The sequence below is a fragment of the Polyangium sorediatum genome (genome assembly GCF_029946465.1).
GTDB lineage: Bacteria > Myxococcota_A > Polyangia > Polyangiales > Polyangiaceae > Polyangium > Polyangium fumosum.
The window spans coordinates 13,051-26,953 of the sequence record NZ_JARZHI010000057.1 but is presented as its reverse complement, the minus strand read 5'-3'; the positions used below and the strand labels follow the sequence as shown (position 1 = coordinate 26,953).

Here is a 13,903-nt window from a genome sequence, read left to right as displayed (position 1 = left end):
TCAGGCCGGCTCCGCCACTTCTTCCGGCGGTGCGTCCTTCGGGTACGGCACCATCTTGCCGGCCTGCGGGTCCCAGAGCTTCAGCGAGAAGCATTGCACGATGTCGCGCGGCGACAGGCTCGTCTGCGGCTCGACCTGGAGCTCGGGGATCGCGGCCATCGCCTCGCGCAGCCGGTAGAACGGGATCGCCGCGTTCAGGTGGTGCACGTGGTGATACCCGATGTCCCCCGTGAAATAACTCATGAGCGGCCCGCAGCGCATGAAGCTCGACGACTCCACGGCCGCGCGCGCGAACGTCCAGGTTTGCCGCGGCTGCATGTGCACGCCCGGGAAGTTGTGCTGCGCATAAAAGAGATACGAGCCGAGCGCGCAGGCGATGAAGAGCGGGCCCACGAGGACGAGCAGCGTCATCTCCCAGCCGAAGAAATACGTGATCGTCGCGACGAGCGCCGCGTGCAGCACGAGCGCCGCCGCCGAATCCCAGTTCTCCTTCGGATTGCGCAGGAACGCCGAGATGCACATCCCGGCGAGGAAGATCGTCACGTAGCCGAAGAGGATCGTCAGCGGGTGGCGGGCGAGCGCATACGCGATCCGCTTGCTGCGCGGCGCCCGCTTCCACATCTCCACCGTCATCACCGGGTACGAGCCGATCTGCGCGCCCACGATCTTCGCCGTGTGCGCGTGGTGGTAGTTGTGCGTCTGTCGCCAGACCCGCGGCGGCGTCAGCACGAGCGCGCCGTAGAGGCCGAAGATCACGCTGCCCACCTTGGACTTGCGCAGGAGCGCGCCGTGATGGAAGTCGTGCGCCAGGATGAACGCGCGCACGATCACGAGGCCCTCGATCACGCTGCCGACGATCCGGAGCGGCTTGTACGGCGCGGCCGCGGCCACGGCCGTCGCGAGCGCGAGGACCACGAACGTCGAGGCGACGTGATAAACGCTGCGGGCCCGATTCTCGGAGGCAAAGGGCCGCGTGACGGCGACGAGCTCGTTTCCCTGCATGGTCCGAAAGGTGACCCGTGGATCCGGGCGAAGAAGAAGCTTCGGTGCGCGTGCTCTTATCCAACCTCGCGCGCCGAGGCAAGGTCCGCAAGGGCTTCTTGGCTGCGCAAAAAGCTACGCGCCGCGCCTCTTGGATCCCGGACGCGGCTCGGCTAGCCCCATGCACACCATGCGCTCTGCCCTCCTCGCCCTCTCCGCCGCGGCGCTCCTCGGCTGCGCCACGCCGGCGATCCCGAACGCGCAGGCCCCGGCCACCCGCGCGACCGCATCCCCCGACACGCTCCGCGCGCGTTGCGCCGAGGGCGATGGGCCGAGCTGCACCGAGCTCGGGATCCGGATCGAACGAGGCGATCTCATCGACCGCGAGACGGCCGCCTCGTTCTACGAAAAGGGCTGCGATCACGGCAGCGCGGTCGCGTGCAACAACCTCGGGTGGCTCCTCCACAATGGCAAAGGCGTGCCCGTCGACCTGCGGCGCGCGGCGCACCTCTATGCCCGCGGATGCAACCTCAAGAACGCCCGGGCCTGCACGAACCTCGGCAACCTCTACGAGAACGGGCACGGCGTGCCGGAGGATCTCGTCGCTGCGCTCGAGCTCTATCGCCGCGCGTGTGCTCTCGGCTTCGGCATCGGCTGCCGCAACGAGGGCCTGATCCGCGAAACGAATTTCGGGCGCATCGGCGAGGACCCGACCTGGGCCCGCAAGTGCTACGAGCGCGGCTGCAACCTCGGCGACGCCGGCTCGTGCGTGAACCTCGGCAACCTCGTCCGCCAGGGGCGCGGCGGCCCGGTCGACTTCGACCGCGCGCGAGAGCTCTTCACGCAGGGCTGCCACGGCGGCGATCTGCTCGGCTGCAACAACCTCGGATTCCTCTACGACAAGGGGCTCGGCGTGGCGAAGGACATGTGCAAGGCCGTCGCGGAGTACGAGCGCGCCTGCAAGGGCGACGTGCCGCTCGGATGCTCGAACCTCGGTTATGCCTACGAGAAAGGCGCCTGCCTACCGAAGGACCCGCGCCGCGCGCTCGCCCTGCACACCCGCGCCTGCGACCAGAACGAACCTCTCGGCTGCAACAACTTCGCCGTCTACCTGGAGCGCGGCGAGGACATGCCGCAGGACATCAGCCGGGCGCTCGAGCTCTACCGCTTCGCCTGCGACAAGAAGGAGCCGCTCGCCTGCCACAACCTCGCCCGCATCTACGAGCAGGGAGATCTCTTCCCCGCCCCGCAGGACCTCGGCCTCGCCGCGAACTACCACCGGATCGCCTGCGACCGTGCCCATGGCAAGTCCTGCGCGGCCCTCGCCCGGATGCACCACGAGGGCCTCGGCGGCCTCCGTCCGGACCCGGCGTGGGAGCGCGACCTGCGCGCGCGCGCCTGCCAGCAGGGGTACCTCGAAGCCTGCTCGCTGACGGGCACCACGCTGCCGGAAAATCCGACGCCGCCGTGAACCCGCCCCCGTCCCCCTTGCTTTCCTCCCCCACCGCTGGTGCATCTTTGTAGGCGGTGCACAAATCAGGTGACGTGATCGGCGGTCGTTTCGTGCTGGAGGGGCGGCCCATCCTCGGAGGGATGGGCATCGTCTGGCCCGCCTACGACAAGGACGCGCGGACGCGCGTCGCGCTCAAGTTCGTCGCGGAACCCCGGGACGGCTCCACGCCCAAAGAGAGCATCCTCCGGAGGTTTCGCTGCGAGATCGAGATCCTCTTCCGGCACCTGCGAAACCACCCGCACATCGTCCGGTACGTCGACCACGGGGTGATCGACCACGAGCCCTGGCTCGCCACGGAGTGGCTCGACGGCCGGGGCCTCGACAAGGTGCTCGAAAATGGGCCGCTGAGCATCGAGGACACGCTCAGGCTCGGCCATCGCGTCGCGCAGGCCCTCGGCGCCGCGCATGCGGCGGACGTCGTGCACCGCGACATCAAGCCCTCGAACATCTACCTCGTGGGCTCCGACGTCGAGCGGGTGAAGGTGATCGATTTCGGCATCGCGCTCCTCGCGGGCGGCCACATGACGTCGACCGGCGTGGTCATCGGGACCGTGGGCTACATGTCGCCCGAGCAGATCGACTACGGCGGGAACGTGAACGCGGCGGCGGATATCTTTTGCCTCGGCGCCGTGCTCTTCGAATGCCTCACGGGCCGCAGGGCCTTCGAGGGCGGCCCGCAGCACGTCGTGCTCGCGAAGATCCTGATGGCCGAAGTGCCGCGCGTCGGAGAACTCCGCCCCGAGGTGCCGTTCGCGCTCTCGGAGCTCATCGCCCGCATGCTCTCGAAGGATCCCTCGCAGCGGCCGCAGAACGGCGCCATCGTCGCGAACACGCTCGAAGGCATCGCCAAAAAAGCCTCGACGAGGCCGCCGGAACGACGCACGAACCCGGTCATCACGACGTACCCGCCCGCCTCGCCGAGCGACCCCTGGGCCCTCAGGTTCACGCCGATCCCGCCGGCGCCGCCCGTCCCCGCGAGCGAGCGGATGAGCCCGCTGGAAAAACAGCTCCACTTCGTGGTCGCGGCGAAGCCCGTCCCCGACGTCGACGACCTCCTCGCCGACAAACCCCCGCGCGGATTGCCGCCCGAGGTCGTCGCCGCGATCCGCGCCGAGATCGATCCAAAGAAAAACGAGCAGCTCCACGAGCTGCCGGGCGTCGCGTTGCTCATCAAGATCCAGGGCCGGGGCAACCCCGCCGAGATCGCCGGCCGCGCGGCGAGGCTCGCGCTCGAGATCGCGGGGCTCGCGAAGGGCTCGCGCGTGGCCATCTTCGCGGCGTACGCCGAGGCGAACGACAAGGCGCCCGTGGGCAAGATGCTCGACGGCGTCTTCCACTTGCTCGACATGCCCACCCTCGACGGGGGCAAGGGGCCGCGGCCCGTGCGCGTCAACGACGTCGCGTGCGCCTTCCTCGACGCGCGCTTCGAGGTGACGAGTTACCTCGGCGAGTTCTGGTTGCGCAGCGAGCGCGAGACCACGCGCGCCGTGCGCACGTTGCTCGGCAAGAAGAGCCCCTACATCGGGCGCGACGAGGAGCTCGGCACCGTCCGCAAGTACGTCGAGCAGGCGCTCCAGGGCCGGAGGCCGCGGGCCGTGCTCGTGCTCGGCGAGCCGGGCGCAGGCAAGTCGCGCCTCCGCTTCGAGCTCGTCGAGCGCCTCTCCGTCGAGAAGCCGAACCTCAGCGTCGTCCTCGGCCGCGGCGATCCGCTCCGCGCCGGCTCGGCCTTCTCCATCGTCGGCTCGGCGCTGCGCAGCGCCGCCGGGATCTCGGCCGGCGAGCCGACCGACGCGAGCCAGGAGAAGCTCCGCGCGCTCGTCGGGACCTACCTCGGCGGGAGCGACAAACGGCGCGTGGCGGAGTTTCTCGGGGAGGTCGTGGGCCTGCATTTCCCCGACGAGGGGCGCACCGAGCTCCGGGCCGCGCGCAGCGACGCGGCCCTCATGGCCGATCACATCAAGGAAGCGTTCCTCGATTTCGTCCGCGCCCTCACGGACAAGACGCCCTTCCTGCTCGTGCTCGAAGAGCTCGAATGGAGCGACGCCGCGTCGCTGAAGCTCGTGGACGCCGCGCTCGATGCGCTGCGGGATCAGAACTTCGCGGTGCTCGCGCTTTCGCGGCCCGACGTCCGCGAGCGGCTGCCCGGCCTCTGGGAAGGCCGCGAGGTGCAAGACGTCCGGCTCCACCCGCTCCACAAGGACGACGCCGCGCGCATCGTCCGGAGCGCGCTCGGACCGCAGACGACGCGCGCCGTGGTCGACCGGATCGTCGAGCTCGGGGCCGGCAACGCGTTTTACCTGGAAGAGCTCATCCGCGCGGTGAACGAAGGCCGCGGCGGCGCCCTGCCCGAGTCGGTGCTCGGCATGGTGGACGCGCGGATCGATTCGAAGTCGCTCGACGACGAGGCGCGGCGGGTCCTGCGCGCCGCGAGCATCTTCGGCGAGGCGGCGTGGCAGGGGGCGCTCGGGCCGCTCATCTTCGGGCACGGCGAACCCACGGGTTCGCTCGGCAAGACGCTCGACAAGCTCTGCGATTGCGAGCTGCTCACGCGGAGGCGGCAGAGCCGCTTCGCGGGCGAGACCGAGTACGCCTTCCGCCACCCACTCCTGCGCGAGGCGGCGTACGCGCGCCTGACGGACGACGATCTCAAGCTCGGCCACAAGCGCGCGGCCGAGTGGTTGCTCGCGGCAGGCGAGAACGACGCGAGCGTGCTCGCGCTCCACTTCGACCGCGCCGGCGATGGCCCCCGCGCGGTCGCGTTTTACGTACGCGCGGCCGAGCAGGCCCTCTCGGGCGGCGCCCTCGAAGCGGCGATCGATCTCGCCAAGCGGGGCCTCGCGCTCGGCGCCGACGGCGAGGCCGCCGCCGAGCTCTGGGCCATCGCCACGGACGCGCAGAGCTGGCGATCGAGCCACGCCCGTGCCTACGAGGCCGCCCGCTGCGCCTTCCTCTTCGCGAAGCCGGGCAGCCGCCACCACGCCCGCGCCCTCGGCGGCGCGATCCGCTCCGCGCTCGCCCAGGGCGACGCGCAAGGCACGGCCGAGCTCTTCCACAAGCTCCTCGACGAGCGCCCCGCGCCCGACGCGGTCCTCGCGCTCTCGTGGGCCTTCAGCGCCACGATCGACGCGCTGCTCGATCACGAGCCGGCCGCGGCCCTGCCCTACCTCGAGCGCATGCGACAGGTGACGGCCGCCGCCGCCGAACGAGAGCCCGTCGTCGCCGCGTGGATGCTACACGCCCACGCCCACTGGACACGCGCGGTCGAGCAGGACCCATGGGCCGCGCTCGGGCTCGATCGCGAGAGCGTCCTGCGCTTCAAGACGATCGGCGATCGCCGCTACCTCCCTTATGCGCGCATCCACGTCGGCCTCGATCTCCTGCTGCTCGGCGCGCACGAGCAAGCGGACAAGGCGCTCCAGGAGGGACTCGATCAGGAGCCCGAGGGCAGCCTGACCTCGATCGTGGGCAGCACGTTCGAGGCCCTGCGCAGCCTGGAGCGCGGCGCGTTCGTCCCGGCGCGCGACATGGCCGAGGACGTGGCCGCCCTGGCGGAGTCCCGGGGCGAGCGCCTCGCGGCGCGGCGGGCGCGCTTGCTCGCGGCGCGGGCGAGCATCGCGCTCGGCGAGCTCGACAAGGCCGATCGGATGCTCGGCGCGCTCCGGGCCGCCTCCACCCCGCCAGGCGCGCTCTACGGCGTGCGCGCGGCGTTTTTCCTGGCCTCGAAGAAGCCGGACCACACGCTCACCCTCCTCGATCGCGCGCTCGCCTTGCGCCCTTCCCGCGGCGCGCACCCGGCCCCGGCGCCGCCCGAGCTCACGCTCCTCCGCGTCGAGGCGCAGCTCCTCCTCGGCGCGCACCACGAAGCGCGCGCGACGCTCGCCGCGGCTCGCGCCGACATCTACAAGCGCGCGGCGACCCTCCTCGACGACGAGTTACGCCAATCGTTCCTCAAGGGACGCGCCGCGAACGCCCGCTTGCTTCAGCTCTGCAAGGAGTGGCTCGCGGACGACCCGGGCGACGACCCGAGCCGTCGCCTGATCATCCGCCCCACGCCGTGACACACGCGGCCTCGGCCACGTCGCAGAACTCGCGCTGGATCTGCCCGAGCGTCGCGTCCTGCGCGAGCAGATCCGGATCGAGCTCTTTGTAGAGCCGATCCACGACGGGCACAGCCGCCTCGGCGGCTTCGAGCACGCGCGTCGTCACCTCGGTCTTCGGCTCCGTCGCAGCCACGAGCAGATCCCGCGCCGGATCCACGAAGACCGGCCCCACGTGCGCGATCGACTTCTCCAGCGTCGCCAGCACCTCGCCCACGTGTCGCTCCACGCCGGCCCGCCGCTCGCGCGCGAGCTGCCGCAGCGCCTCCTCGCGGCCCTGCGTCGCGGCCGTCTCCGCGCTCTGCACCATCGCGGTCACGTGCTGCCGCTCCACGCCGATCTGCTTCATGCGGTTGAGCACGCGGACAGCCTCGTCCTTTTGCCGCCGCATCTCGGCCTTGAGCGCCTCCATCCGCTCGGCCACGCCGAGCTTCGCCTGCTGCAGCGAGCCGAGCGCCTTGCGCGCGTCGTCCGCCGACACCGCCCGCGACGGCCGCGCCGCCCCGAGCTTCGTCCCGATCTCCCGGATCGTGAGCTCCAGCGTCGCGGCCTTGCTCTGCGCCTCCACGATCTGCCGCTCCAGCAGCGCTTGCTTCTGCTGCTCCGTCTGCACCTCGACCGACACGCTCGAGTGATCGATCTGGAACTGCTGCAGCGTCGCGAGCCGCTGCCCGTACGTCGCCTGCTGCTGGGCCTTCTGCTCCTCCATCGCGGCGACCTTCGCGCGCCACTCGTCCTTGCCGAAGAGCACGGGCTCGTCCTTGCGCGTCTCCACGAGCTGCGCTTCGAGCGCCCCGAGGTCGGCGTGCCTCCGCCGCAGCTCGTCTTCGAGCAGCTTGATCGCCGCCTCGATCTGCCGCTGCCGCGAGAGCACCGCGCCCGCGCTCTCGACCCGCGACGCCCGCTGCGCCGCGAGCCCTTCGAACTCGACCCGCGTCACCTCCGCCTGCTCCGCGGCGACCGCGAGATCCAGGATCGCGTGGGCCGTCGTGATCTCCTGCCCGATCTCGGCGTCCTTCATCTGCGCCGCGGCCATCTCCCCTTCGAGCCGCGCCGCGGCCGTGGACACGGCGTCCCGCGCCCGGCCGAGCTGGATCTCCTCCTCGGCGAGGGACGTGACGCTCGCGCGCGCCTGCGTCAGCTCGACCGATCCGGCCGGCGGCACCGTAACGAGCTCCGGCGGCAGATCCTTCGTGATCGGCAGCGTATCGGGCCACGACGCCGTCGGCTCGGCGTTCACGAACGCGTAGAGGTTCTGGATCGCCTTGCGCAGGAAAGGCAGGCACGTCTGGTAGACGTGATCGAGCTTCGCCGCGTACTTGCGGTACTCCTCGGCCGCGGTCTCGGCGTTCGAGAGATCCGGGAACGGCACGGTGCGCACGGCGTCGATCGTCTGCTTCGCGCGGATCACCACGGTCTCCGCGAGCGGACCAAACGCGGCCATCTTCTCGGCCCGCTCGGCGGCGGCGCGCGCCTCTTCCTCCGCGCGCAGACGCTCCGCCGCGGCGCGCGCCGCGTTCGGCAGCTCCCGCAGATCGGAGAGCCTGCGCCGGTGCCCGAGGATCTCGTTCCGCGCGGACGCGACGAGCCGTTGCACACGCGAGAGGTTCTGGTTGTCCTCGCCCTGGAAGCCGAACCTGCCGGCGACCTCGTAGATGTCGTTCAGATCCGAGAGGTCTTTCTCGTCGACCGGCCGCCAAAGCGCGGCGATCGCATCCGCGGACGGCTCGGGATCTTCCAGCGCGGCGAGGAGCGGCGCGTAGGCGACGGGCGCGAGCGGCTCGGCGAGCGGACCGAGCGCGTCCTTCGCCGTGATGTGCAGGCGCGTCAGGTTCTGCCAGGCCGCGCCGATCTGGTTCACGACCGTCTGGTAGAACCGGACGTAACTCGACAAACGCGCGAGATCGTAGGCCACGGTCTAGGCTCCTGCTTTCTGGGGCGGTGCGTTTCCGCCGAAGAGCTCCTCGAGCGCCTCGATGTCCGCGCGCGCCCGCTCCTTCTCCGCTTCGATCGCGGCGAACTTGTGCGGCCAGATCCGCGCGCACTCGCTGCGCACCCACCGCCTGAGCGACTGCTCCCCTTCGCGATCGAGCCACGAGTCGTGCACCGTACGCACCGCCTCCTCGTGGTACTTCTGCAGGCCCCGCGGGTGCTTCGCCAGCGCTTCGAGGAAGTCGCAGATCCGCTCCACGTCCACGCGCACACGCGACAGCATCTTCGACCAGTCGCGCCCGGTCGCCGTCGCCGCGGGCGCCGCCGCCGCGCCGGGGTTCGTCTGCGGTTTCGTGCTGCCGGCCGGCGCCGCGCCTGCTTGCGGGGCCTGCGGCCTCGCCATGGGCATCGCCGCCCCCACCGAGGGAAACCCGCCGATCGCGGGCGCAGGTGCAGCCGCGGGCGCCGCGCCCGTTGCCGCGTTGCCGTCGGGCTCTCCAAACCCGAGCTTCGCCTTCACCGAGCCGATGACGCCGCTCGCGGCCGCGGCCGCGCCCGTCGCCGACCCTTGCGCCTTGTCGGCGATCCCCATCCCGAAGAACTGCTCGAGCCCGCGCATCTCGCGCTCGCGGATCTCGCGATCGTAAGGGTCCGTCGCGTCGAGGATGTCCACGATCTGCCGCGCGAAGTACCGCGAGAGCACCTCGAACGCGACGTCGGCCTTGGCCATCTCCTGGTTCTGGTAACGAACCACGCTCTCCGAGACGTGCCCCGACCGGCCGAGCGCGTCGATCCGCTCGATCAGCGTCTTGCCCGCCGCGAGCAGCACCTCCATCCGCCCGCCCTCGTACGTCGCCTCGATGAACATCTCGTGCAGCATCCGCTCCACGCTCTCGCGCGCCGTGTTGCGGAAATCCTCGCCGAGCCCCGCGATCCGCGACGCCACGCGCTCGCGCATCTGCTTGCGCATCTCGATCTCGACGGCGGTCTCGTTCATGAGCCCCGGGCTCGGCATCTGCCGCCGCTTCGCCTCCGCCTCCTCGGGCGTGAGCCGCGCGAGCAGATCACTCCGGATCTGATCGATGCGCACGTCGGCGCGCGCGGCCCGGGCCGATCGCTGCGTGTCGCTCATCTCGAAGTCCATGAAGCCCGACATGCGCTTGCGGATCTCGGGCAAGAGCCCCGTCGGATCCTCGCCCGACTGGATGTGCTCGTAGTGCAGATCGAAGACCTGCTCGGCGCGCCTGTCGAACTCCCGATCGCTGAGCCCGTCCTTCACGGTCACGAGCACGCCGCGGAGCAGCGCCTCGACCTCGCCGAACTCCGCGTTGATCGCCTGCGTGACCTTGCGATCGAGCGCCTCGACGTCGGTCGACAGGTAACGCTCCACCGCGTCCTTCAGCTTGTCGAGCCCGTTCACGGGCGTCGTCGCGCTGAAGAAGTCCATGAGCTGCCGCGCCACCGGGTGCTGCGTGTCGACGCCCTGGTGCACCCACACCTTCGAGTACGGGAAGATGCGATCGACGCCCTGCTCGCGGAAGTTCCGCGCCGCGAGCGACCAGTGCCAGTTCCCGTTCTCGTCGGCGTGATCGAAGAGGTCCACCTTCGTCAGCACCACGAAGATCCGGTCCTTCAGCGAGATGCTCCGATCGGCCGTCTGCGCCATGCGGAGCAGCTCGACCTCGTTGCGCACGAGCGAGGGCCGGGTGATGTCCTTGACGAAGATCGTGACGTCGACCTCGTTCGCGAGCGCCTCCTCGGTGTCGCGCCGCGCCTTGTCCGAGGGCGCGTCGATGCCGGGCAGATCCATCAGCTCGACGCCGGGCATCGCGCCCTCGACGGGGATCGTGACCGTGACGATCTTCACGGCCCGCACGCCAGGATAAGGCCTGTTGCCGTTCTTCGTGTCCTTCAGCGCGATGTAGGGCCGGATCTGCTCGGCGAGCGCGTCGAGGCTACTCGCCGTGATCTTCTCGGGCGGCCGACCGAGCCGCGCCTTGATCTCGGACAGGCTCGCGCTGATCTCCACGAGCTCGGCGAGCGCCGTCTGCTCGCGCCGTCCTGCGCGATCCGGATCGTCGACGTCGTAGCCTTCGCGTGTCTTGAAGCTCGCCTTGAGCCGGAGGATCTCGCTCTGGTTCAGGCCTTGCCAGCGCTCGACGCTGCCGGGCTCCAGCGCGTCGAAGTAGCTCTGGATGCGGGCCTTGAAATCGGCCTCGTTGTAGTAGGTGACGGTCGCGGCGAACTGCCCGGCCTCGCCCGGCTCGATGACGGTGGTGCTCCAGGTGCAGCGCTCGGCCTCGCTCGGCAGGAGTTTTTCACTTTTCAGCCACGCCGACAGGAACGCGCTCTTGCCCTGCTTCTCCAGGCCGACGACGCCGATCTTCACGACGCCCTTGGCGAGCCGCTTCTCCCGATCGAGCGCGCGGCCGCGCAGATCCTCGAGCTTGCTGCGGATCTGACGGAGCTGGCGGGCGTTGTCGCTCTCGGGCTGGAAGTAACTCGCGAAGCGGTCGCAGAGCTGCCGGTAGCGCAGGACCTTGTCGGCGATCCGGCGGAGCTCACGAGCGTTTTCCTTGCGGCCTTCAGGGCTCCACATGGCCGACATGGCAAGCCAATCGGGCCGAGGGTGTCAACAGGGAAGCGGTCGCGGACGCGAAAGCGCGCGTGATCCGCTGCTGCGACCTACAAGCAGATGGCGTGGTTGCTGTCACCCTGACAGCTCTCGTCGGGCCCGCACTGGCTCTTGCTGGGGTCGCATTGCTTGTAACAGAAGCCGAAGGGGCCATTCAGGAACCCGGCCTGACAGCGCGGCCAGACGCCGGGCTCGCCGCGGCTGCACTCGAGGAAGCTCGCGCAGTCGTTCGGGTAGGTCCGCGCGCAATCGGCGTTCACGCCGAGGAGATCGTCGCAGTTCGCCTTGCCGGTGACCTGCTTGTGGCACTGGCAAGCCCTGTCGGCGAGGGCCTTGTCGAACGAGGCGTCGAGGGGTGATTTCGCGCCCTCGAAGACGCCGACCACGACGGGCCGAGCGCTGCCGCGGGGCCACGACACGCCGAGCGTGTGGCTCTTGTCGGTCCACGAGAAATCGGCGGCAAAATCGACCCCCTCGACGAAGGGGACGACGAGGCTCGTGATGCCGGCGCCGACGTAGGTGAACGCCTCGCCGTGGCCGCCCTTCTTGACGACGACGTTCGTGGGGGTGCCGCCGGTGTCGTTCTTGCCGCGGCAGGAGACACGCAGATACTCGCGGACGATCTTGGTCTCGCAGCTCAAGGCCGAAGAGCCCTTGACCGTGACCTCTTTTTGCTGGCTGTCCCACTCGGCGCGCGTGGGGATGGCCGAGCGACCCGCGGGCAGAGCCGTCGCGATTGCGGCCGGGGTGGCGGCTGCCGCGGGGGCCGTGGCGACGGCGGCCGTCGTGGCGGGCTTCGCCTCGGGCGCGGTCTTCGGCGGCTCCGGCGCCGGCTGCGGCTCGGATTTGCTGCAAGCGCCGAGGGCGAGGGCGAAAGCGACGAAAAGCAAGGTCTTCGAGGCGCGCATGATTCCTCCAGGTCGCGGGGCGAGGGCCGAAAGATTATGCGAAGACGTGAAGGTCTGTACATGGGCCGCCTTCTTACGATTTCGAGCCCGCCGGCGCGGGGACGCTCTTGCGCACCAGCGCGGTCATCGACATGCCCGGCGGCCTGTTCACGAAGATCATGAGCGGCGAGCCCCTCGCCGCGCGGCGACCCCCGCAGTCCACCCTCACCCGAGCCCCTCGCCGCGCGTCGACCCCCGCAGTCCACCCTCACCCGAGCCCCTCGCCGCGTGTCTACCCCCGCGGGCCACCCTCACCCGAGCCCCTCGCCGCGCGTCGACCCCCGCAGTCCACCCTCACCCGAGCCCCTCGCCGCGCGTCGACCCCCGCAGTCCACCCTCACCCGAGCCCCTCGCCGCGCGTCTACCCCCGCGGGCCACCCTCACCCGAGCCCCTCGACACGCGTCGACCCCCGCGGCACCGCGTATTTGTCCGCATCTTCCCCCGATCCACCGGTGCAGGCTCAGAGCCCGAACACCTCCCGCTCCAAAAACTCGTTCAAGAACACCCCCTCCGGATCGAATCGCGCCCGCTGCACCAGGAAATCCCCCATCCGATCGAACCGATGCCGCCAGGTGGCCGGCGCGAGCAAGAGCTTCCCCCAGTGCGGTCGCATCGTCGGAATCGCTTCGATCAGCCGGTCATGCGCCTCCTGGCGAAACCGATCGAAGTCGGGCGTCCCTCGCACCGTGGCCACCTCGATGAAGCAGCTCGCGCGGCCCTCGCACGCCGCCAGGTACGAATCGCTTGGCCCCGTGAACCGCGCCAAGAGCCCGAGGTTCACCGGGTATCGCCCCCTCGCCCGGGACTCCTCCAGCGCGGCCCGGAGGATCTGGAACGCCCGCCCAGCCGATTCGATCGGCACCGAACACGAGAAGTCCAGGCAACGCGGATACCGATCGATGTGATGCCACTCCCGGGTCGCGTCTCGCACCCACGCCCCCTCGGCGAACATCACCACCCGGCCGAACCGCATCAGCCGGGGCGCCAGATCCGGACGCAATCGCTCGATCCCGGGCAACAGCACCTCACCGGCCAGGACCCCCGTCTGCATCCGCAAAGGATGCAGCACACCGCTGGGCCATAACGCCGGCGTCTCGGGCGACGTCGTCCGCTCGAGCCCCCGCACCAGCACGTCCGCCTCGCCCGGCATCCACATCAGCTCGGCGAACTCGTAGGTGGACGTCAGATCGGAGAGCTCCGCAATCACACGATCGAGCGGGTGATACCGCTGCTCCACCTTCACGCGGAACGCCCGCTCGCAGCGCAACGTGACCGCATGGACCACGCCCAGCGCGCCGAGGCTCACCCGCGCGGCGCGCAGCGCGGACAGGTCCGTCCGGTCGATCTCCACCACCTCGCCCCGCGCGGTGAGCAATGAAAGCGACTCGATACCATCGGAAAAACATCCCGCGCTGAGCCGCGTCCCGTGGGATCCCGTCGCGGCGGCCCCACCCACCGTTACGAGATCGAACATCGGCGGGCTGATCAGCGAGAAGCCTTGGGCGCGCAAGAAGCGCGTGAGCGCCCGGATCGTGATGCCCGCCTCGACCCGGACCGTGGGCGGATCCCCGCCCTCGTCGAGCGAGAGGCAACGATCCAGGCGCCGCATGTGGATCAAGGTGTCCCGCGTCGGCACCAGCGGGCTCCACGAATACCCTCCGCCACAGAGCCGCACCCGACCTCGGGACGCCCCCTGTTTCACCGCGCGCGCGAGCTCCGAGAGGCTCTCCGGCTCCACCACCCGCGCCGTGCAGCGCAGGTTCCCGCTCCAGTTTTCCCATGACGTTTGCATAGGAT

At 70.2% G+C, this 13,903-nt stretch carries 7 protein-coding genes; 2 read left to right on the top strand and 5 right to left on the bottom strand.

All coding sequences use genetic code 11. The features are described from left to right. Window positions 1-1,002 (bottom strand): fatty acid desaturase family protein, encoded by a 1,002-nt coding sequence (locus QHF89_RS38005; protein ID WP_136972344.1) that lies wholly within the window; start codon window positions 1,000-1,002, stop codon window positions 1-3. A gap of 169 nt (window positions 1,003-1,171) precedes the next feature. Here QHF89_RS38005 and QHF89_RS38000 point away from each other — a divergent pair, with 169 nt between their 5' ends. Then, window positions 1,172-2,452: a tetratricopeptide repeat protein gene (locus tag QHF89_RS38000; protein WP_284721449.1), complete on the top strand. Its 1,281-nt coding sequence runs from the start codon at window positions 1,172-1,174 to the stop codon at window positions 2,450-2,452. A gap of 56 nt (window positions 2,453-2,508) precedes the next feature. Further along, entirely contained in the window at window positions 2,509-6,552 is a 4,044-nt protein-coding gene (locus QHF89_RS37995; RefSeq protein ID WP_136972342.1) for a serine/threonine-protein kinase, read from the top strand. Here the strand turns inward: QHF89_RS37995 and QHF89_RS37990 are convergent. From QHF89_RS37990 to QHF89_RS37975, 4 genes are all read right to left on the bottom strand, one after another. Next, window positions 6,533-8,506 (bottom strand): coiled-coil domain-containing protein, encoded by a 1,974-nt coding sequence (locus QHF89_RS37990; RefSeq protein WP_136972341.1) that lies wholly within the window; start codon window positions 8,504-8,506, stop codon window positions 6,533-6,535. The genes QHF89_RS37995 and QHF89_RS37990 overlap by 20 nt on opposite strands. Window positions 8,507-8,509: 3 nt before the next feature. Further along, on the bottom strand, window positions 8,510-11,122 hold the full coding sequence (locus QHF89_RS37985; protein ID WP_284721448.1) for a dynamin family protein: 2,613 nt from the start codon (window positions 11,120-11,122) through the stop codon (window positions 8,510-8,512). An 86-nt stretch (window positions 11,123-11,208) separates the two neighbouring features. Next, window positions 11,209-12,066 (bottom strand): hypothetical protein, encoded by an 858-nt coding sequence (locus QHF89_RS37980; protein ID WP_284721447.1) that lies wholly within the window; start codon window positions 12,064-12,066, stop codon window positions 11,209-11,211. Between the two features lie 500 nt (window positions 12,067-12,566). Then, the gene (locus QHF89_RS37975) at window positions 12,567-13,898 is read right to left on the bottom strand and encodes a D-arabinono-1,4-lactone oxidase (RefSeq protein WP_136972339.1); all 1,332 of its coding nucleotides are present in this window, start codon (window positions 13,896-13,898) and stop codon (window positions 12,567-12,569) included. Window positions 13,899-13,903 lie beyond the last annotated feature (5 nt).